Raw genomic sequence first — 20,332 nt, forward strand, 5'->3', positions numbered from 1 at the left:
GTCAGAGCGACGAGACAGCGTCGAAGCGGTCGAGCACGACCTGAGCCAGCTCGGGGTCGGGGGCGAGCGGCGCCGACACCGCGTCCGCTCCCGCGCCCGCGAGCTGGTCGTGGAACCAGCCGGGCGCCAGGAGGTACGACGCGACGACGACGCGCGAGGCCCCGGCGGCGCGCGCGGCGGCCACCGCCTGCGCGACCGTGGGTCGCGCCATCGACCCGTAGCCCACGGTCACCGGCCCGTCCCAGGTCCGCGCGAACGCCTCGACGACGGCCTCGACGTCCGCGACGGCGCGCGCGTCGCTCGAGCCGGCGGCCGCGACGACGACGGCGTCCCCGGGCTCCGCACCCGCCTCCACCGCACGACGGCGCAGCAGCGCGACGAGCCGGTCGTCGGGCCCGAGGGCGTCGGCCGTCACCGTGTCGGGACGCGCGCCCGCGGCCTCCGCGATGTCGACGTAGACGTGGAAGCCCGCCGAGAGCAGCAGCGGCACGACGACCGCGGGGCTCCCGTCGGGAACGGTGCCGAGGACCTCGCCGACCTGCGGGTGCTGCACGTCGACGTACGTCTCGAGCACCGCGAGCCCGGGGCGGGCGTCGCGCACGTCGTCGAGGATGCTGCGGATCGCGAGCTGGCCGGCACGGTTGGCGGTGCCGTGGGAGCAGCCCACGAGGGTGGGGGTCGTCGTCACGACGCCCACCCTAGGGTGCGCGCGGGATCGCCGAGCAAGCGGTCCGCGGGTCGACCAAGCGGTCCCCGCCCGCTTGCTCGGCGTCGGGCCCGCTTGCTCGGCGACGGTCAGGCGCGAGGCTCGCCCGCTGCGCCCCCTCGGGCGCCGTGCCGTCCTCGAGGCGCGTCGGTGCGGGCTCCATCGGGCCGGCCTCGGTCGGCGACTGGACGGCCGTCTCCTCATCGGTCCCGGCCGACGGCGTCTCGGGCTCCGTCGGCAGCGGGCCGCGCGGGGCGGCGGACGGAGTCGCCGGCGGCTCCGGCTCCGCGGTCGTCGGGCTCTCGGCGACCGGGGGTGCCGGCTGCTGCACCGGGGTCGGCGCGACGGCCTCCGCGGGAGCAGCGTGGCGCGAGGACGTCCGCTCGGGCGGGACGACCCGCGCCACCGTCTCGGTCGGACGGGCCGGCGTCACGGGCTGCGCGGGCACGACGGGCGCCGCGGGAGCGACCGGCCCGGCGGACGCGGCCTGGCTCGCCGGGACGACGTCGAGCACGCTCACCTCGCCCTTGCCCAGCCGCCTCAGCGCGATCCCGACGAGCAGGAACAGGACACCCAGCACGACCACGAGGACCGCGACGCCGAACGCCACGACCGACGTGAACAGCGACGCCCGGAGGAACGACGCGTTCATGACGGTCGCGCGGCGCGGGTCGTCCTGCGGGAGCTGGGCGTAGGTCTGCCCGTCGGTCATCGCGAGCGCGTGCTTGTTGATGACCTCAGCCTGGGAGTAGGCGGTCAGCGGGTCCTGGACCCGCCAACCGGCCAGGAACTGCGCGTCGTCGGACACGGTGATGTTCTCGTCGCGGAGCTGGGACGTGACCATCCCGTACGTCGTGCCGCCGGCGAGGATCATGATGATCCCGACGATGATCGCGAAGAGGCCGATCCCGCGCACTCCGCGCACGGGCCGGACAGTGACGCTGCTGGACATTTCCGTTCCCCTCGTGTGGTGGGTCACTCACGTGCCAGTGCTGGGCGGGCGTCTGACCTGCCCTGACACCAAAGTAGACCGGGCCCGGAGGGTCGCGCGGCGGCGGGGCTGTCCCTTCGCCGACGGCGACGTTGCGTTCGCCGACGCCGACGCCGACGGTGACGGTGACGGTGACGTGGTCGGGTCGCGGGTGGGCACGGCGAGGTGGTTCGGGCTGTCGTGCTTCGGCCCCGGGGGCCGTGCGCACTCCTTGACGCCCTTCACCACCTCCCCGCACCCACCCGCTCGGCCGTCCGCTCACTTTCCCCGTGTCCCGGCATCCGCGCGGTCGTCGTCCCACCTCCCTGCGCCCGCCCCTGCTCACGTGCGCCGCGCCGGCCCGCGCGGCCGTCGTCTCACCTTCACCGCGAGTCAGCGCGTTTCCCCCAGTCAGCGCGAAGTTCACGCTGACTCAGGTGATTCGCGCTGACTCGGCGACACCTGATGCCCTCGGCGCCGCCCGTGAGCCGGTCAAGACCGGCATCGGGCCCGCTCCGAGGCTGCCGATCCTGACCTCTCGAGCCCGGGCCACGCCGTCGTCGGTGCAGGTCCGCCCGCCGAGCATGCGATCTGCCACCGTCGCCCGCGCCGAACATGCGAGCACACCCCTGCTCGGCATCGGGAGGGTGCCTGTTCCCATGGTCGGCGATCCCGGGGGTGGCTGATCGCATGGTCGGCGGCGCTTGGAAGCGGGGAACTGGGTGTCGCCGACGCAGAGTCTCGTGCCGGCGGGGCGTGGGTGGGCGACCGGTCGTGGACGTGACCCGACGGCGAAGGGTGGGGCGGGTGGGGTGCGCGCGGTCGTGGCGGGTCTGGCGGGAGCCGAAGCGAGGAACGAGCGAGGCGGATGGAAGACCGCGCGCACCCCGCACCCCACCCACCCCACCCGCCCCGACCACGCGAGCGTCACCGTCGGCGAACGCAACGTCACCGTCGGCGAACACGACGTCACCGCCGGCGAGCAGGCGTGCCGAGGGTCCCCCGATGCGGAGTCAGAGGATGCGCCGCGCCGCAGCCCACCGCGTCAGCTCGTGGCGCGACGAGAGCTGGAGCTTGCGCAGCACAGCCGAGACGTGCGTCTCGACCGTCTTGACGGAGATGAACAGCTTGCTCGCCACCTCGCGGTACGTGTAGCCCCGCGCGATGAGCCGCATGACCTCCTGCTCGCGGGCGGACAGCCGGTCGAGCTCGTCGTCGGCGATCGCGACGTCGCCCATGCCCGTGCCGAACGCGTCGAGGACGAAGCCCGCGAGCCGGGGCGAGAAGACCGCGTCGCCGGCCGCGACGCGCTGCGCCGCGCCCGACAGCTCGGGGCCCGTGATCGCCTTGGTGACGTAGCCGCGCGCCCCGGCGCGGATCACGGCGACGACGTCCTCGGCGGCGTCCGACACCGACAGCGCGAGGAACCGCGTGCCGGGCGCGAGGTCCGCGCACCGGCGGGCCACCTCCGCGCCGCCGCCCCCGAGACCGCCGGGCAGGTGCACGTCGAGGAGCACCACGGCTGGGCGCAGCGCGTGCGCCGCCTCGACCGCGGCGTCGACGTCCGCGGCCTCCCCGACGACCCGGACCCGCTCGTCGAGGCTGGCGCGCACGCCGGCGCGGAACATGAGGTGGTCGTCGACGATGAGCACGTCGACGGGCTCGGTCGTGGGGGTGTCGGTGGTGGTCACGCGGTCGTCTCCTCGTTCGCGTCGTGCTGCTCGGGCGCCCGCGCGGCGGGCCCGTTCGATCCGGCCTGGGGCGCGCGGGGCATCTCGAGATGGACCTCGGTGCCCCAGCCGGAACCGCTCTCGACGACGGCGCGCCCGCCGCGCCGCTGCACCCGGCCCACGATCGACTCCCGCACGCCGAAGCGGTCGTGCGGGACGTCGTCGAGGTCGAAGCCGTCGCCGCGGTCGCGGACGAAAACCTCGACGGCGCGGTCGCTGACCTCGAGGTAGAGCGACACCGGCGGCGCGCCGTGACGGACCGCGTTGAGCAGCGCCTCCCGGGCTGCGCGGAGCAGGGCGGACGTGCCGTCGTCGGGCACGCAGTCCCCCACGACGACGACCTCGACGGGCACGCCGTGCGCGTCCTCGACCTGCCCGACGAGCTCGCGGACGTCCGCGGCGAGCGATGTACCACTGACGGCACGGTCGGTGTACAACCACTCGCGCAGCTCGCGTTCCTGCGCGCGGGCGAGGCGGGCGACCTGGTCGGCGTCGTCCGCCGACGCGCGGATCAGCGCGAGCGTCTGGAGCACCGAGTCGTGCAGGTGCGCGGCGATGTCGGCGCGCTCGGCCTCGCGCGCGCGGGCGGCCCGCTCGTCCCCCAGCGCCCGGGCGAGCCGGAGCCACCACGGCGCGAGCACGAGCGCGGCCCCCGCGAGCACCGCGACGGCCGCGACCCACGCACGCGCCATGTCGGCCGTCGACGACGTCCGCCCCACCAGCAGCAGCACCCCGACGAGCACGAGCAGCAGCCCGCCGCCGAGGCGCAGGACGGATCCCGGGGTGCGCCCGCCGGCCTGTGAGAGCATGCGGCCGCGCTGCGCCGCGTCGAGCTGGCTCCAGGCGAGCGCGAGGCCCGCGAGGAGCACGAGGACGGGGAGCGCCCAGCCCGCGTCGAGGTGCCAGCCGAGCCGCTCGCCCACCAGCACGCCGGCCGCTGCCAGGAGGATCGCCCCGGCGAGCACGTCGCGGACCGGGAAGGTGCGCCGTTCGCTCCGGAGGCGGCGCGCGAGCCGCTGCAGCTCGGCGGGCCGGGACTCCTCGGCCGCGACGTGCGGGTCTCCGACCGGGATGGTGATCCACCAGAACACGTAGAGAACGATCCCGACGCCCGACAGGCCGGCGAGGATCATCGCGAGCCGCACCGTCCGCACCGGGATGCCGACGTGTGCCGCGACCCCCGCGCAGACACCGCCGACGCGTCGCCCGGCCTCGGGCCGCAGGAGCGGCGGACGCGCCCGGTCGACCGTGGCGGAGCCTGCGCCCGACGTGGCGGCCGGCGACGGCGCAGGCGGCGGTCCGGGCGGGGAGGTCATGCCTCGATCGTGGCACGGGAGGCGGCGCGCGCGGGCATCCGGAGGCGCCCCCGGGCTCGAAATCAGGGCTCCGCCCCGCTCCTCCGGCACCCGGTCAGGGTCAGATCAGGGCTCCACCGCATGGTCCCTCGTACCCCCGCCCGACGACGATGGGGCCATGGACACGACGACTGGCACCCCGACGGGCGGCGAGCCCGGGGGCGCGACGCAGGGGCAGGTTCCCCTGCCGGACGGCACGCCGCCCGCGGGCGGGCCACGGAACGGCACCGAATCGTTCTTCGAGTGGATCGACCGTCTCGGCCTGCGCCGCACCGACGAGCGCTGGCTCTCCGGTACAGCGGGCGGCGTCGCCCGTCGGCTGGGCGTCGACCCCTTGATCGTGCGCGGCCTCTGGTTCGTGCTCTGCCTCGTCGGCGGTGTCGGCCTGATCCTCTACGCGATCGGCTGGGCGCTCCTGCCGGACGACCGCGACGGCCGCAGCCTCGTCCAGGACGCCGTCCACGGCCGGTTCCGCGGTGAGCTCGTCGGCGCGATCATCGCCTTCGTCCTCGGGGCGAACTGGCGGTTCGGTGCGTGGAGCTGGTGGCGCGGCGACGACTGGGTCGCCGGCATCTTCTGGCTCTGCCTGTTCGCCGGCGTCGCCGTCGCCGTGGCCGCCGTCCTCGGGTCGCGCGGCAGGAACGGCACTCAGGGCGCGCAGCAGCAGGGGCAGCCGTACCCGGGCCAGCCCTACCCCGGCCCGCAGCAGCCGTACCCGGGCCAGCAGTACCCGAGCCAGCCCTTCCCGCCTGCACCGACGCCGTCCGGCGACGTCCCTGCCGCCGCGACGCCCGGCGCGCCGACCGCCGCGTTCACCGCTCCGGCTCCCTACCCCACCGCGCCGGTGCCGCCCGCACCTGCGTACGCCGCGCCGTCGTACGCCGCCCCGGCACCCACGCCGCCGATCCCGTCGCCCGTCGCCACCAAGCACCACGGCGACGCGAAGCAGGGCCGCCCCCGTGACGGCAGGCGGTCGGGCGCGGTGGCGAGCGCCGTCGTCGGGCTGTGCCTGGTCGCGGGCGCGATCGTGTTCGGTCTGGACCGGGCCGGCCACGTCGACTCCCCGTGGCTCGTGTGGGGCGGGGTGAGCCTGGTGCTCCTCGGCCTCGGTATCGTCGTGGCTGGCCTCCGTGGCCGGGGGCGGGCGGGCTGACGACGCTCGCGATCCTGCTGGGTGTCGTCGTGCTGCCGGTCGCGGCGCTGGACCACACCGGCGCGTTCGACGGCGACGTCCGGGCGATCGCCCCGGACACCACGGTCGTCGCGACCGACGTGGCCACCGCCGAGGACGGCTACACGTACTCGGTCGGCGACCTCACCCTGGACCTCACGTCGCTCCCGCTGCCTGCGGCCGGCGCCGACCCGGTGAAGGTGCCCGTCCGTCTGGGCGCCGGGGAGACGGTCATCCAGGTGCCGCACGGCGCGGAGGTCCGCGCCGTCGTGCACCTGTGGGCGGGCGACGTGTACTGGCACGTCGGCAGCGAGGACCAGTACCGGTCGGACCACGACGCCCGCACCGGCTCGATCACCTACGAGACCCCGGCCGTCGCCGCGGGCGGCACACCACAGCTCGTGCTGGACGTCACCGGCGCCGCGGGCACCGTCACCATCGAGGAGAAGTGATGACCATCCACGAGCCCGGCAGCGAGCCGGAGCGTCCCGACCGCGCGGGCGACGACGACACGCAGCGCCTCGATCCGGTCGCGGAGCCCACCGCGCCGCAGGAGCCTCCGACGGCCCCGCTGGCAGCGGCCGACGCCGCTGAGGACGACACCGTGCGGCTCGACACCGTGCGGCTCGAGAAGCTGCCTCCCAACGAGGCGCAGGACGGCGAGACGCGCGTCCTGCCCGCCGACGCGCAACCGTCGGGCGTCGATTCCCTGTGGGACCTGGGGTCACCGGAGGCGGCGCCGTCGCCCGCCGCGCCGCAGCCGGCATTCGCGAGACCGCCGCTCGCGCCGTCCTCGACGCCCGGGGTGTCGGCGCCCGAGGCGGCCGCGCCCGAGCCCACGCGCAGCCGACGCCGCTCGGTCCGGGTCGGGACCGTCGTCTGGGGTCTCGTGGTCGTCGCGTGCGGGGTCCTCGCGCTCGCCGCGGCCAGGGGCGCGAGCATCGACGGCGGCACGGTCGCGATCGCGATCCTCGGCGGGGCGGGCGTCGCGCTCGTCCTCGGCTCGATCGTCACGGGCGTGCGGCGCCGCGACCGCGCCTGACGCTCCGTGTGGGCATCCGTTCGGCTGTTTCCAACGCCCGGAAACAGCCCGACGGATGCCCACACGGCTTGAAAGGGGTCGGCTTGACCCGGCGAGCGGCGACGGCCTACCGTGGCGTCGCTCGCTCGTGTGACCTGCGGCACATGCCGCACGTCCTGCGGGCGTGCAGTCCGAGACAACGACGTCCCGGACTTCCACGAGTGTGGGAGCGCTTCCATGACGAACGGCACCCTGCAGAGCACCACTCCTCACCTCGCCCGGCGTGGGCGGCGCCGCCTCCTCGGGACCACGGCCGCCGCGCTGACCGGCGCGCTCGCCGTCGCCGCCCTCACCGGCCCGCCGGCGACCGCTGCGACGCCCCACGAGGCGTCCCCGCCGACGACCCTCTGGGTCGATCCGGACAGCACCACCGTCCAGGCGGCGCGCACGCTCACCGGACAGGCCCGGGACGACGCCGTCCTCCTCGGCTCGTTCGCCTCGGCGAGCTGGATCACGTCCGGCACGCCCGCGCAGGCGAGGGCGGAGGCCCGACGGATCACGACCGCAGCGGCAGGGGACCACGCCGTTCCGACGATCGTCGTCTACGACATCCCGTACCGGGACTGCGCGCAGTACTCGGCGGGCGGCGCCCAGGACACCGCGGCGTACGAGGCGTTCGTCGACGGCGTCGCCGCAGGGATCGGCGACCGGCCTGCGATCGTCGTCCTCGAGCCCGACGGGCTCGGCGTCATCCCCTGGAACACGGACCTGAGCGGCAACGCCGAGTGGTGCCAGCCCGCCGACGTCGACCGGGCCACGGCCGTCAGCGACCGGTACGCACAGCTCAACCATGCGGTCGACGCCCTCAAGGGCGGCACGCAGACCAAGGTCTACCTCGACGGCACGCACAGCGGCTGGCTCGGTGCGGGCGACATCGCGGACCGCCTGATCAAGGCGGGCGTCGAGCGGGCCGACGGCTTCTTCCTCAACGCCTCGAACTACGAGTCGACCGATCACCTGGTGAAGTACGGCACGTGGATCAGCGACTGCATCGAGCTGTCCACCCGCTCGTCCTGGTACCAGCCGAGCTACTGCGGCAGCCAGTACTACCCGGCCAGTCCCGGCGACTTCTCGACCTGGGCCCTCACCGACCAGACGTACGCGGACGACTTCGCGTCCACCGGCCTCGCTCCCGACCCCGCGCACCAGGCGCACTTCGTCATCGACACGAGCCGCAACGGCGTCGGGCCGTGGACGCCGCCCGCGGACAACGGCTGGCCCGACGCCCAGGTGTGGTGCAACCCGCCCGACCGCGGTGCCGGAGCGCGCCCGACGCTCGACCCCGGCGTCCCGCTGGTCGACGCCTCCCTGTGGATCAAGGTGCCCGGCGAGTCCGACGGGCAGTGCGACCGCGGCACCGGCGACACCGACGCGGCCGGCCGGTCGACGGACCCGGCGCGCGGCGGCAACGCCGACCCGGCCGCGGGCGCGTGGTTCGCGCAGCAGGCGCGCGAGCTCGTGTCCCTCGCCTCGCCGTCGTTCGCAGCGCCGACCTGCCAGGTCACCTACCGTGCGACGAAGGTCACGTCACGCGCCTGGGCCGGGACGGTGTCGCTCCGGAACACGGGGACGTCGGCCCTGCGCGACTGGCAGCTCACGTGGTCGTACACCGACGGGCAGAAGGTCGCGCTCCCCCTGGGCGCGCGCGTGCACCAGTCCGACGACGACGTCACGGCCTCGCCCGTACTGCCCACCCTCGCGCTGCGGCCGGGCGCCACGACGGCGTTCGTGCTGACGGGAACGGCCCCGAAGGCGCCCGGCGACCAGCCGATGCTGTTCCGCCTGGACGGGAAGGCGTGCTCGGTGCGCTGACCACCGGCGACGCACCGGTCCGGGCCTTGCCGCCGCCCGGGCCGGTGCGGGAACCTCCCGTCGTAGGCTCACGCCATGACGCGCAGCTTCCTGGTCCTGCACGGCTGGGGAAACCACCGGCCGCCCGAGCACTGGCAGCACTGGCTCGCGGTCGAGCTCGCCGCCCGTGGTCACGAGGTGCGGTACCCGCAGCTCCCGGATGCCGACGGGCCCGACCTGGACGCGTGGCTCGACGCCCTCGTGGCCGAGCTGACGCTCCTCGACCCGGCCGCCACGACCGTGGTCTGCCACAGCCTCGCCGTCCCGTTGTGGCTGCGGGCCGTGACCGACCGGCGGGTACCCGCCGTCGAGCGGGTGCTCCTCGTCTCGCCGCCGGCGTCGACCGTCCTCGCCTCGACGGTGGTCGCGCCGTTCGTGGCGGTACCTCCGACGACGACGGGCGCCGGGTCGGCGCTCATCGTGACCGGGGAGGGCGACCGGTTCAGCCCCGACGGACCGTGGGACGAGTACGCGTCGTCGTTGGGCGTGGAGGTCGTGACGGTCGCCGGGGGTGGCCACCTGTCTCCGTCGGACGGCTTCGGCCCGGCCTGGCCCGAGGTCGTCGAGTGGCTGGTGCCGCCCCCGGAGGATGTCGTCGCGCTCTGACGCCCGGCGACCTCGGGCTCAACGCGCGGTCGCTCCGGCGAGGGCGACGGCGCGCTCGAGGACCTGGGCGACGCCGTCGTCGGTGTTGGCGGGGCACACCTCGTGGACCGCGTCCTGCACGGACCTGCGCGCGTTGGCGACCGCGAACGACCGCCCGGCCCAACGCAGCATCGGCAGGTCGTTCGGGGCGTCGCCGCACGCCCAGACCTCCTCGGCGCCGATCCCGCGCGACGCGAGCCAGGTCGCGAGCGTGGACGCCTTGCTGACGTCGGGGCGTGAGACCTCGCCGAGGTCCGCGGCACCGGAGTCGGCCACGGTCGCGAGGGCCCCGAACGCGTCGGTGAGGACGGCGTGCAGGTCGGGGCGCACCGTCCCGGATCGCACGAGCAGCTTGAGCGTGGAGCCCGGCAGCAGCTCTTCGAGCCGGTCGACGAACGGCGTCCCGGGCGGGACGGGGTGCTCTGTGACGAGGGCGTCGTCCATGCCGTGCTCCTCGAGCACGGTCAGACCCGGGGCACCTTCACCGCGTCACTGCTCGCGACGCCGTCGTGCACCGGGAGCCACCGGCGCACCCGCCGAACCACGCGGGCATGAAGGGCGCCGCCTGCGGACCTGTGGTCGAGGCGGGGCTTCGGGGAGGTGGTGCGGGTCGTGGCGGGGCTGGCGGGAGCCGGAGCGAGGAACGAGTGGAGGCGGATGGTAGACCGGCACCACCTCCCCGAAGCCCCGTCACGACCACCCGCTCACTCCCACTCGATCGTCGCCGGCGGCTTGCTGGTGACGTCGAGGGTGACGCGGTTGACGTCGGCCACCTCGTTGGTGATGCGGGTGGAGATGGTGGCGAGGACGTCGTAGGGCAGGCGCGTCCAGTCGGCCGTCATGGCGTCCTCGGAAGACACGGGCCGCAGCACGACGGGGTGCCCGTAGGTGCGGCCGTCGCCCTGGACGCCGACGGAGCGGACGTCGGCGAGGAGCACGACGGGGCACTGCCAGATCTCGCGGTCGAGGCCGGCCTTCGTGAGCTCCTCGCGGGCGATGGCGTCGGCGGCGCGGAGGGTGTCGAGGCGTTCGGCGGTGACCTCGCCGATGATGCGGATGCCGAGGCCGGGGCCGGGGAACGGCTGGCGCCAGACGATGACCTCGGGGACGCCGAGCTCGAGCCCGACGGCGCGGACCTCGTCCTTGAAGAGGGTGCGGAGGGGTTCGACGAGCTCGAACTGGAGGTCGTCGGGCAGGCCGCCGACGTTGTGGTGGGACTTGATGTTGGCGGCGCCCTCGCCGCCGCCGGACTCGACGACGTCGGGGTAGAGCGTGCCTTGGACGAGGAACTTGACCTCGCCGCCGGCCTCCCCGGCCGACTCGACGATCTCGCGCGCGGCGTCCTCGAACGCGCGGATGAACTCGCGCCCGATGATCTTGCGCTTGGTCTCGGGGTCCGTGTGCCCGGCGAGCGCGGTGAGGAAGCGCTCCTTCTCGTCGCGGATCACGAGGTTCACGCCGGTGGCGTCGACGAAGTCGCGCTCGACCTGCTCGACCTCGCCCTCGCGCAGGAGCCCGTGGTCGACGAACACGCAGGTGAGCTGGTCTCCGACGGCCTTCTGGACGAGCGCCGCGGCGACGGACGAGTCGACGCCGCCGGACAGTCCGCAGATGACGCGGGCGTCGCCGACCTGGGCGCGGATGGCGGCGACCTGGTCGGCGATGACGTTGCCGGGCGTCCAGTCGGGGGCGAGGCCTGCGCCGTCGTACAGGAAGTGCTCGAGGACGGTCTGGCCGTGCGCGGAGTGCTTGACCTCGGGGTGCCACTGGACGCCGTAGAGGCGACGGCTGCGGTCCTCGAAGGCGGCGACGGGCGAGCCGGACGAGGTGGCGAGCACCTCGAAGCCGTCGGGCGCGCGGTGGACGGCGTCGCCGTGGCTCATCCAGGTGGTCTGGTGGCCCGGGGTGCCCGTGAGCAGGACGCCGGCCTCGCAGACCTCGACCTCGGTGCCGCCGTACTCGCGCAGGCCGGTCTGGGCGACCTCGCCGCCGAGCGCCTGGGCCATGGCCTGGAACCCGTAGCAGATGCCCATCACGGGGACGCCGGCGTCGAAGAGCGCCGGGTCGACGAACGGGGCCCCCTGCGCGTACACGGACGACGGCCCGCCGGAGAGGATGATCGCGGCCGGGTCCTTCGCGAGCATCTGCTCGACGGTGAAGGTGTGCGGCACGATCTCGGAGTAGACCTTGGCCTCGCGCACGCGACGCGCGATGAGCTGCGCGTACTGGGCGCCGAAGTCGACGACGAGCACGGGGCGCGGCGTCGCGGGCCCGGCGGCCTCGGCGGTGGGGGTGGCGAGCGGGGCGGCGGAGGCTTCGGTCACGTACCAAGTCTACGGGGGCCGGCCGTCTGCCGGACCGGGCGTCCGCCACGCCGCGACGTCATCCCAGGGCGGTGCGCAGGGTCCGTGCGGCGGCCTCGGGGTCGTCGGCGGCGGTGATGGCGCGGACGACGACGACGCGCGTGGCCCCGGCGGCCACGACCTCCTCGACCGTCTCCGCGTCGATGCCGCCGATGGCGAACCACGGCGTCGACGGCCGCGACGCGGCGACCCGGCGGACGAGGTCGAGCCCGACGCCGGGCCGGCCGGGCTTGGTCGGCGTCGCCCAGACGGGCCCGACGCAGAAGTAGTCCACGTCGGGGTCGGCGTCCGCGGCTGCGGCCTGGGCGTCGTCGTGCGTGGAACGGCCGAGCACGACCCCCGGCCCGACGAGCGAGCGCGCGGCGGCCACGGGCAGGTCGTCCTGGCCGGTGTGGAACACCGGAGCCGCGGTGAGCATCGCGACGTCGGCGCGGTCGTTGACGGCCCAGAGCGCGCCGTGCCGCGCCGCCACGTCGGCGACCAGCCCGCACAGCTCGAGCTCCTCGCGGGTGTCGATCGACCGGTCGCGGAGCTGGACGACGTCCACTCCCCGCGCAGCGCGGCGTCCAGGAACGCCTCGAGCTCACCGAGGTCCCGGCCGCCCGGCCTCGCGTCGGTGCACAGGTAGAGGAGGGCGTCGGCGACCGTCCGACGCGCTGGTGAGGAGGAGGCGGCCATGCGGCGCGAGTGTAGTGTGACGCGTGCACGGGAGCCCCTCCCGCCCGGTCGTCGGAACTCCGACGCCGTCCGGGGCCGGGGCTGAGAGGACGCCGGCGAAGGCGTCGACCGTCGAACCTGCTCTGGGTCATGCCAGCGAAGGGAGCATACTCGTGCCCGCCGTCCCCCTGCCGCGTTCGCGCGTCCCCGACGTCCTTGTGGTCGGGGGCGGTGTCGTCGGGCTGACGTGCGCCTGGTACGCCGCCCGGTCCGGCGCCCACGTGACGGTCCTCGACCGGTCTCCCGGCGACGGCGCCACCCACGCCGCCGCGGGCATGCTCGCGCCCGTGGGCGAGGCCGAGCCCGACGACGGCGCCGCCACCGCCCTGCACCTCGCCGGGGCCGCGCTGTGGCCGGGCTTCGCGGCCGAGCTGCGGGCGTCGTCGGGCCGGGACCCGGGCTTCGAGCCGGCGGGGTCGCTGCTGCTCGCCTACGACGCCGGGGACCGCACGGACCTGCTCCGACGCCTCGACCAGCACGCCGCCGCCGGGCTGCGGTCCGTCGCGCTCACGGTCGCCGACGCGCGCCGGGAGGAACCCGCTCTCGGGCCCGTCGCCGGCGCGGCGCTCGCCCCCGACGACCACCGCGCCGACCCCCGCGCCACGCACCGTGCGCTGCTCGACGCCGTCCGGGCGGCGGGGGTGCGACGGGTCCCCGCGTCGGCGGTGCGCCTCGTGCGCGAGGGCCCACGCGTCGTCGGCGCGGTCGACGACACCGGTCACGTGCACCTCGCGGGCCTCACCGTCCTCGCGGCCGGCACCCCGTCGCGGACCCTCGCCGCAGACGCGGGCGCACCGGCGGTCCCGGTGCGCGACGTCGTCGGGCAGACGCTCCGCCTCGCCGCCGGGCCGGATCTGCCGCTCACCCGGACCCTCCGCGGCCAGGTGCAGGGCCGGCCCGTGTACATGGTGCCGCGGGCGCCGGGGCCGGACGGGACGCGCGAGGTCGTGGTCGGGGCGACGAGCGAGGAGACGACCGACGCCAGGCGCCCGCGCGCCGGAGGGACGTTCGCCCTCCTGCGTGACGCCCGCGCCCTCGTGCCGGGCCTCGACGAGACCACGCTCGTCGACGTCACGCAGCGCGCCCGGCCCACCACGCCCGACGGGCGCCCGCTCGTCGGGCCGTCCGGCCTGCCCGGGCTGTGGCTCGCGACCGGGCACGGGCGGGGCGGCGTCCTGCTCGCGCCGCTCACGGGGGTCGCGCTCGCGGACGCGCTCGGAGCCGTCACGCCCGGGCTGCCGAGCGGCGTCCTCGGCCGTGCGCTCGCCGCCACGAACCCGGACCGCCTCACCGCCCCTGACCACCGGAGGACCGCATGACCACCCTCGAGACGCTCGTCAACGGCGCTCCACGCCGCCTGGACGCGCCGCTGCCCGTCGACGCGCTGGTCGCCGACCTCGTGCCCGCCTTCGCGGCCGACCGCACGGCGCGCGGGATCGCGGTCGCCGTCAACGACGCCGTCGTGCCGCGCAGCGCCTGGGCGAGCACCGCCGTCCTGCCGGGCGACCGGGTCGAGATCGTCGGGGCGGTGCAGGGTGGCTGACCTGACGATCGCCGGGGTGCCGCTGCGCTCGCGCCTGGTGATGGGGACGGGCGGCGCATCGAGCCTGCTCGCGCTCGAGGACGCGCTCGTCGCGTCCGGCACCGAGCTCACGACGGTCGCGCTGCGGCGGTTCTCCCCGGGACCGCGACGGGCGACCACGGCGTCTGGGCGCTCCTCGAGCGGCTCGGCATCCGCGCCCTGCCCAACACGGCCGGCTGCTTCACCGCGCGCGACGCCGTCCTGACCGCCCGGCTCGGGCGCGAGGCGTGCGGCACCGACTGGGTCAAGCTCGAGGTGATCGCCGACGACGTCACGCTCCTGCCCGACCCGCTCGGCCTGGTCGAGGCGGCGGAGACGCTCGTGCGGGAGGGCTTCGTCGTCCTGCCCTACACCAACGACGACCCGGTCCTGGCGCGCCGGCTCGAGGACGTCGGCTGCGCGGCCGTCATGCCGCTCGGCTCCCCGATCGGGTCGGGGCTCGGGGTCGCGAACCCGCGCAACATCGAGGCGATCGCGGCCCGCGCGGGCGTGCCCGTGATCCTCGACGCGGGCGTCGGGACGGCGTCGGACGCGGCGCTCGCGATGGAGCTCGGGTGCGACGGCGTGCTGCTGGCGACGGCCGTCACGCGCGCGACCGACCCCGTGCGGATGGCGCGCGCCATGCGCCTCGCGGTCCAGGCCGGGTACGACGCCGCCCACGCGGGTCGCGTGCCGCGGCGGGAGCAGGCGCTCGCGTCGTCGCCCGTGGACGGCGTCGTGCGCGCGGGCAATCTCGACCTCGCCCTCTGACCGCGAAGCAGTAAGGCCGCCGTACTACTTCGCGGGGACGGGGCGGGCGCGCCAGGCGAGCATCCCGCCGTCGACGGTGCGGGCGTCGACGCCCTCGGCCCGGGCGACCTCGGCCACGCGCTCGGCGCGGTGGCCGGCCTTGCACAGCACTGCGACGACGACGTCGCGCGGGAGGTCCGCGAGCGCGGCCCGCGCGTCTCCCGCGGCGACCCGCCCGAACGGCAGGTGCCGGACGTCGGCGTCGGCGCCGGGGTCGAAGGGCTCGGCCGCGAGCTCCCAGTCCTCGCGCACGTCGAGCACGACGACGTCGCCGCGCCCGAGCCGGTCGGCGAGCTCGTCGGCGTCCATGCGGTCGGGGGTGGTGGCGGGTTCGGGGGCGGGCACCGCGCACACGACGGGCTCGGGGTCGGCCAGCGCGGTGACGGGCTCGCGGGCGGGGTCGGCCCGGACGGTCAGGTAGCGCCACTCCGCGTCCAGCGCGTCGTACACGGCGAGACGGCCGAGCAGCGTCCGCCCGACGCCGGTGATGAGCTTGACCACCTCGGTCGCCATCGCGGTGCCGACGGTGCCGCAGACGACGCCGAACACGCCGGCGGTCGCGCAGTCGGGCACGGTGCCGGGCGGCGGAGGCTCGGGGAACACGTCGCGGTAGGTGACGCCGGGCAGCGCGGCGCGCGAGCCGTCGTCGGACGCGGGCAGGCCGGCGGCGGAGAACACCGCGACCTGGCCGGAGTACTGGTGGATCGCACCCCAGACGGCGGGCACGCCGACGAGCTCGGCGGCGTCGGACACGAGGTAGCGGGCCTCGAACGAGTCGGTCCCGTCGACGACGACGTCGTACCGGGCGAGCAGGTCGAGGGCGTTCGTCGCGTCCAGTCGGAGGTCGTGCTCCTCCACGTGGACGTGCGGGTTGACGCGGGCGACGGCGTCGCGGGCGGACCCCACCTTGGCGTGTCCCACCTGCGCGTCGCCGTGGATCACCTGGCGGTGGAGGTTGGAGGTGTCGACGACGTCGTCGTCGACGATGCCGAGCGTCCCGACGCCCGCCGCGGCCAGGTAGAGCAGGACCGGGCTGCCGAGGCCGCCCGCGCCCACGACGAGCACGCGCGCGTCGCGCAGGCGCTCCTGGCCCTCGAGCCCGACGCCCGGGAGCGCGAGCTGGCGCGCGTAGCGGGCGAGCTCGTCGGGCGTCAGGTCGGTCTCGGTCGCCATGCTCTCCCCTTTCCGGCTTCCCCGCCGGCCGCGGACCGTCAGACGCCGTACTGGTCGGCGAGCGCCTGCAGCTTGGCCTCGGCGTCGCGATGGACCCGCTTCTCCACGATGAAGCTCATGACCGGGACGACGCCCGCGAGCACCTGGGCGACGAGCCGGCCGAACGTCCACCTCATCTTGGACCACAGGTCGACGACGGTCACCAGGTAGATCACGTAGATCCAGCCGTGCGCGAAGGGGATCCAGCGGATCGCGTCCTCCCAGGACACCTTCACGACATAGTTCAGGATCAGCTCGACGCACAGCAGCAGGAGCATGACACCGGTGACGATGGCCATGACGCGATACCGCGCCAGGGCGCCACGCGCCTTGCGGATCGCGGTGCGGGCGGCGTCGGCCGACGGGTCGGCGGCGTTCTTGTCGACGGGGGTCGTGGGGGTGGTCATGCGGTGCCTGCCTCGGGCTTCGTGTCACGCACGACGGTGCGCGGCTGAACGTGCGCTGTGGGAAAAACCATGGGCTTCGTGTGGGCGGCCCGACCTAATGTTACGAGGTGCGAACCCTCCCCTTCCCGACCCGGGCACACCCCCGCTCGGATCGCCCGCCCGCGCCCTGTGGTGGCAGGCGTGGCGCCAGCGCGGCATCCTGCTCGCGTCGCTCGTCGCGGGCACCGCGACCATGGTGTCGCAGGCCCTGACGCCGCTGTTCATCGGCCGCGCCATCGACGACGGGCTGACCCACGGGTTTGGCGCCGACCTGGTGCGCTGGTGCCTGATCATGCTGCTCAACGGCCTCGTCATGGTGGCCGGCGGCCTGTTCAGCCACCGCTTCGACGTGCAGAACTGGCTGCGCGCCTCGTTCTCGTTCTCGCAAATGGTCGGCTACAAGGCCTCGCGCACCGGCCACCGCATCACCCAGAAGCTCCCGACCGGTGAGGTCGTGTCCGCGGTCGCCAACGACGCGCTGCGCATCGGCGACGTGTTCGCCATGACCGGCCGGTTCGTCGGCGGCGTGCTCGCCTACGTGACGGTCGCCGTCGTCATGTGCACGCAGTCGCTCAAGCTGGGGCTCGTCGTCGTGGTCGGGCTGCCGGTCGTGGCGGGCATCATGGCGCTGCTCGTCAAGCCGCTGCAGTCCCGCCAGGCGACGCAGCGCGAGGCCCAGGGCCACCTGACCGCGCTCGGCGCCGACACCGTCTCCGGCCTGCGCATCCTGCGCGGGATCGGCGGCGAGGAGGTCTTCACGGGCCGCTACGTCGAGCAGTCGCAGAAGGTGCGCCACGAGGGCGTCCGGGTCGCGACCGTCCAGTCCGTGTTCGACGGGCTCCAGGTCCTCCTGCCCGGCCTGCTGGTCGCGCTCGTGCTGTGGCTCGGTGCGCACGCCGCGGTCGCCGGCGAGATCACCCCGGGCGAGCTCGTGACCTTCTACGCCTACGCGGCGTTCCTGTCGTGGCCGCTCCAGCTCGCCACCCAGATGCTCCAGATCACGACGCGCGGCCTCATCGCCGCCGGCAAGGTCCAGGCCGTCCTCGGCACGCGGTCCGCGACCGAGACCGCCGACGACGCGGCGCTCGCCGAGGCCCCGGTCGCGGGCGTCGAGCTCGTCGACGACGCCAGCGGGCTGCGCCTCGAGCCGGGTCGCGTCGTCGGGCTCGTGAGCGCCGACCCCGACGAGGCGGCGCGCGTCGCCACGCGCCTCGGCCGGTTCGACGACGAGGACGAGGCCGACACCCCCGTCCGCCTGGGCGGGGTGCGGCTCGCCGACCTCGACAAGGACGCGCTGCGCCACCGCATCGTCGTGTCCGAGGCGACGACCCACCTGTTCTCGGGCGTCCTCGGCGAGGAGCTCGACGCGCGCGGCCGGGCCACCGAGGAGGACCTGCTCGGCGCCATGATGGCGGCCGACGCGCAGGACGTCCTCGACTCCGTGCCCGGCGGCCTGACCGGCGAGCTGCCCGAGAAGGGCCGGTCACTGTCCGGCGGCCAGCGCCAGCGCGTCGCGCTCGCGCGCGCGCTGCTCACCGACCCCGAGATCCTCGTGCTCGTCGAGCCGACCAGCGCCGTCGACGCGCACACCGAGGCCCGCATCGCCGAGCGCGTCGCCGAGGTCCGCCGCGGGCGCACCACGCTCGTCGTCACCGCGAGCCCGCTCGTGCTCGACCACGTCGACGAGGTCGTGCTCCTCGAGGACGGCCTCGTCACCACGCACGGCCGCCACGCCGACCTGCTCGCGCGCACCGATGCGGCCGCCACGCGCTACCGCGACGTCGTCGGCCGCGGGATGGGCGACGACGAGCAGGAACCGGACGAGCCCGCCCGACTGCAGACCACCGGAGGAACCCGATGACCGCCACCGTCCTGCCCATCGCGGACGGACCCACGACCCGCCGCGCGACCGTGTCGCTGCTGCGCGCCCACCGGCGTGCGCTCACGCGCGTCGTCGTGCTGCACACCGTGGCCGCCGTCGCCGGGCTCGTCGGCCCGTGGCTGCTCGGGCGCATCGTCAACGACGTCACGGGGGCACTACCGACGCCGCGGTCGACCGGATGGTCGCGGTGCTCCTCGGTGCCGTGCTCCTGCAGGCCGTCGTCATCCGGTTCGCCCAGCAGGCCTCGATGGTGCTCGGCGAGCAGGTCTTCGCCGAGCTCCGCGAGGAGTTCATGGACACGGTGACGCGGCTGCCGCTGTCGACCGTCGAGCGCGCCGGGACGGGCGACCTCGTCGCCCGCACGACCAACGACGTGAACCGGCTCCAGCACGCCGTCCGCTTCGGGGTGCCGCGCATCATGGTGTGCGTCGTGACGATCGTCCTCACGCTCGCCGCGTCGTTCGTCATCGCGCCGCTCGTGTCGATCGGGCTGCTCGTCGGCGTGCCCGCGATCGTCGTCACGACGCGCTGGTACCTGGCGCGTGCGACCCCGGCTACCTGCGCGAGTCCGCGGCCTACGCGACCGTCAACGGCACCATCACCGAGGCCGTCGAGGGGGCCCGCACCACCGACGCGCTGCACCTCGGCGCCCGGCTGCGGCGCCGCGTCGACCGCAACCTCCGCGAGGCCTTCGAGGCCGAGCGGTACACGCTGCGGCTGCGCAGCGTGCTCATCCCGTCGGTCGACGCGGCGTTCTCGTTCGCGCCCGTCGCCGTGCTGCTGTGGGGCGGCTGGCTGCTCTCGCAGGGCTACACGTCCGTCGGTGCGGTCACGAGCGTCATGGCGTTCGGCATGCAGCTCGGCGGGCCCGTGTTCGACCTCATCTTCTGGCTCGACGAGCTCCAGGTCGCCGGCGTCTCGCTGTCCCGCGTGATCGGCGTCCGGCTCGTCGACCAGGACCGTGAGGCCGGCACCGCGGTCCCCACCGACGAGCACGTCGTCGGGACGAAGGTCCGCTACGCGTACCGCGAGGGCCACGACGTCCTCCACGACGTCGACCTCGACCTCCGCGTCGGCGAGCGCCTCGCCATCGTCGGGCCGTCGGGCGCCGGCAAGTCGACGCTCGGCCGCATGCTCGCGGGAATCCACCCGCCCACGGGCGGGTCGGTGACCGTCGGCGACGTGCCGCTCGTCGAGCTGCCGCTCGAGGACCTGCGCCGGCACGTCGCGCTCGTCACCCAGGAGCACCACGTCTTCGTCGGGACGCTCGCCGACAACCTGCGCCTCGCCGACACCGACGCCACGGACGAGCAGCTCCTCGACGCGCTCGAGGCCGTCGACGCCCGCACCTGGGCCGAGGCGCTTCCGGACGGGCTCCGGACCGACGTCGGCTCCGGCGGGCACGCGCTGACCGCGGCTCAGGCGCAGCAGATCGCGCTCGCCCGGCTCGTCCTGCTCGACCCGCACACGCTCGTGCTCGACGAGGCGACGTCCCTGCTCGACCCGCGGGCCGCCCGGCACCTCGAACGCTCGCTCAACGGCGTGCTCGAGGGCCGCACCGTCGTCGCGATCGCGCACCGCCTCCACACGGCGCACGACGCGGACCGCGTCGCCGTCGTCGACGGGGGCGGATCACCGAGATCGGGCCGCACGACGACCTCGTGGCCGCGGGCGGGGACTACGCGCGGCTGTGGCACTCGTGGCAGCACGAGTGATCGTGCCGGTCGTCGTCTGACTCACCGCCGAGCTGGTGGGCGGCGAGGTGTCTCGGACTGTCGTCCTGCGGCCCGGGGGCCGTGCGGACTCTTTGACGTCCTTCGACACCTCCCCGC

At 75.2% G+C, this 20,332-nt stretch carries 17 protein-coding genes and 2 pseudogenes; 10 read left to right on the forward strand and 9 right to left on the reverse strand.

What is annotated here, in order from left to right; all coding sequences use genetic code 11:
• Window position 1: 1 nt before the first annotated feature.
• The 4 genes from QQK45_RS01895 to QQK45_RS01910 all read right to left on the reverse strand — a co-directional run bounded on the left by QQK45_RS01895 (window position 2) and on the right by QQK45_RS01910 (window position 4,722).
• Window positions 2–688, reverse strand: a complete 687-nt coding sequence (locus tag QQK45_RS01895; RefSeq protein WP_284291750.1) for a sirohydrochlorin chelatase — start codon at window positions 686–688, stop codon at window positions 2–4.
• A gap of 10 nt (window positions 689–698) precedes the next feature.
• Window positions 699–1,658, reverse strand: a complete 960-nt coding sequence (locus QQK45_RS21750) for a hypothetical protein (protein ID WP_348525120.1) — start codon at window positions 1,656–1,658, stop codon at window positions 699–701.
• A gap of 1,031 nt (window positions 1,659–2,689) precedes the next feature.
• Window positions 2,690–3,304 (reverse strand): LuxR C-terminal-related transcriptional regulator, encoded by a 615-nt coding sequence (locus tag QQK45_RS01905; RefSeq protein ID WP_431310317.1) that lies wholly within the window; start codon window positions 3,302–3,304, stop codon window positions 2,690–2,692.
• Window positions 3,305–3,363: 59 nt separating this feature from the next.
• On the reverse strand, window positions 3,364–4,722 hold the full coding sequence (locus QQK45_RS01910) for an ATP-binding protein (protein ID WP_284291754.1): 1,359 nt from the start codon (window positions 4,720–4,722) through the stop codon (window positions 3,364–3,366).
• 157 nt (window positions 4,723–4,879) lie between these two features.
• Between QQK45_RS01910 and QQK45_RS01915 the strand changes: the two genes are divergently transcribed.
• From QQK45_RS01915 to QQK45_RS01935, 5 genes are all read left to right on the forward strand, one after another.
• A complete protein-coding gene (locus QQK45_RS01915) occupies window positions 4,880–5,914 on the forward strand; it encodes a PspC domain-containing protein (protein WP_284291756.1) in 1,035 nt (344 codons plus the stop codon).
• A 29-nt stretch (window positions 5,915–5,943) separates the two neighbouring features.
• Window positions 5,944–6,384, forward strand: a complete 441-nt coding sequence (locus QQK45_RS01920) for a LiaF domain-containing protein (protein ID WP_284291758.1) — start codon at window positions 5,944–5,946, stop codon at window positions 6,382–6,384.
• The gene (locus tag QQK45_RS01925) at window positions 6,384–6,974 is read left to right on the forward strand and encodes a hypothetical protein (protein WP_284291759.1); all 591 of its coding nucleotides are present in this window, start codon (window positions 6,384–6,386) and stop codon (window positions 6,972–6,974) included. The genes QQK45_RS01920 and QQK45_RS01925 overlap by 1 nt, the downstream gene beginning before the upstream one ends.
• Window positions 6,975–7,190: 216 nt before the next feature.
• Window positions 7,191–8,825, forward strand: coding sequence for a glycoside hydrolase family 6 protein (locus QQK45_RS01930; RefSeq protein WP_284291761.1), 1,635 nt, complete (start codon window positions 7,191–7,193; stop codon window positions 8,823–8,825).
• A 75-nt stretch (window positions 8,826–8,900) separates the two neighbouring features.
• Entirely contained in the window at window positions 8,901–9,470 is a 570-nt protein-coding gene (locus QQK45_RS01935; RefSeq protein WP_284291764.1) for an RBBP9/YdeN family alpha/beta hydrolase, read from the forward strand.
• Between the two features lie 18 nt (window positions 9,471–9,488).
• On the opposite strand, the gene QQK45_RS01940 is transcribed toward QQK45_RS01935, so the two are convergent.
• The 3 genes from QQK45_RS01940 to thiE form a co-directional block, all read right to left on the reverse strand.
• A complete protein-coding gene (locus tag QQK45_RS01940; RefSeq protein ID WP_284291766.1) occupies window positions 9,489–9,953 on the reverse strand; it encodes an HAD family hydrolase in 465 nt (154 codons plus the stop codon).
• A gap of 260 nt (window positions 9,954–10,213) precedes the next feature.
• Window positions 10,214–11,833, reverse strand: a complete 1,620-nt coding sequence (gene guaA, locus QQK45_RS01945; protein WP_431310210.1) for a glutamine-hydrolyzing GMP synthase — start codon at window positions 11,831–11,833, stop codon at window positions 10,214–10,216.
• A 58-nt stretch (window positions 11,834–11,891) separates the two neighbouring features.
• Entirely contained in the window at window positions 11,892–12,419 is a 528-nt protein-coding gene (gene thiE / locus QQK45_RS01950; RefSeq protein WP_348525121.1) for a thiamine phosphate synthase, read from the reverse strand.
• A 283-nt stretch (window positions 12,420–12,702) separates the two neighbouring features.
• On the opposite strand from thiE, the gene QQK45_RS01955 reads away from it, so the two are divergent.
• From QQK45_RS01955 to QQK45_RS01965, 3 genes and pseudogenes are all read left to right on the forward strand, one after another.
• Window positions 12,703–13,908 (forward strand): FAD-dependent oxidoreductase, encoded by a 1,206-nt coding sequence (locus QQK45_RS01955; protein ID WP_284291768.1) that lies wholly within the window; start codon window positions 12,703–12,705, stop codon window positions 13,906–13,908.
• Window positions 13,905–14,132 carry a sulfur carrier protein ThiS gene (gene thiS, locus QQK45_RS01960; RefSeq protein ID WP_284291770.1) on the forward strand — a complete coding sequence of 76 codons (228 nt, stop codon included), beginning with the start codon at window positions 13,905–13,907 and terminating at the stop codon, window positions 14,130–14,132. The genes QQK45_RS01955 and thiS overlap by 4 nt, the downstream gene beginning before the upstream one ends.
• A gap of 40 nt (window positions 14,133–14,172) precedes the next feature.
• Window positions 14,173–14,921 (forward strand): annotated as a pseudogene (locus tag QQK45_RS01965) (thiazole synthase).
• Window positions 14,922–14,945: 24 nt separating this feature from the next.
• Here QQK45_RS01965 and QQK45_RS01970 read toward each other — a convergent pair.
• Together QQK45_RS01970 and QQK45_RS01975 are read right to left on the reverse strand one after the other, a co-directional pair.
• A complete protein-coding gene (locus QQK45_RS01970; protein ID WP_284291772.1) occupies window positions 14,946–16,133 on the reverse strand; it encodes a ThiF family adenylyltransferase in 1,188 nt (395 codons plus the stop codon).
• Window positions 16,134–16,171: 38 nt separating this feature from the next.
• On the reverse strand, window positions 16,172–16,579 hold the full coding sequence (locus QQK45_RS01975) for a DUF3817 domain-containing protein (RefSeq protein ID WP_284291774.1): 408 nt from the start codon (window positions 16,577–16,579) through the stop codon (window positions 16,172–16,174).
• A 97-nt stretch (window positions 16,580–16,676) separates the two neighbouring features.
• Between QQK45_RS01975 and QQK45_RS01980 the strand changes: the two genes are divergently transcribed.
• The gene (locus QQK45_RS01980) at window positions 16,677–18,479 is read left to right on the forward strand and encodes an ABC transporter ATP-binding protein (protein ID WP_284291776.1); all 1,803 of its coding nucleotides are present in this window, start codon (window positions 16,677–16,679) and stop codon (window positions 18,477–18,479) included.
• A pseudogene (locus QQK45_RS01985) lies at window positions 18,476–20,215 on the forward strand (ABC transporter ATP-binding protein). Before QQK45_RS01980 ends, QQK45_RS01985 begins: the two are co-directional and overlap by 4 nt.
• Window positions 20,216–20,332 lie beyond the last annotated feature (117 nt).

Origin of the sequence: Luteimicrobium album, assembly GCF_030161555.1 — a bacterium.
In the GTDB taxonomy this organism is placed as follows: domain Bacteria; phylum Actinomycetota; class Actinomycetes; order Actinomycetales; family Cellulomonadaceae; genus Luteimicrobium; species Luteimicrobium album.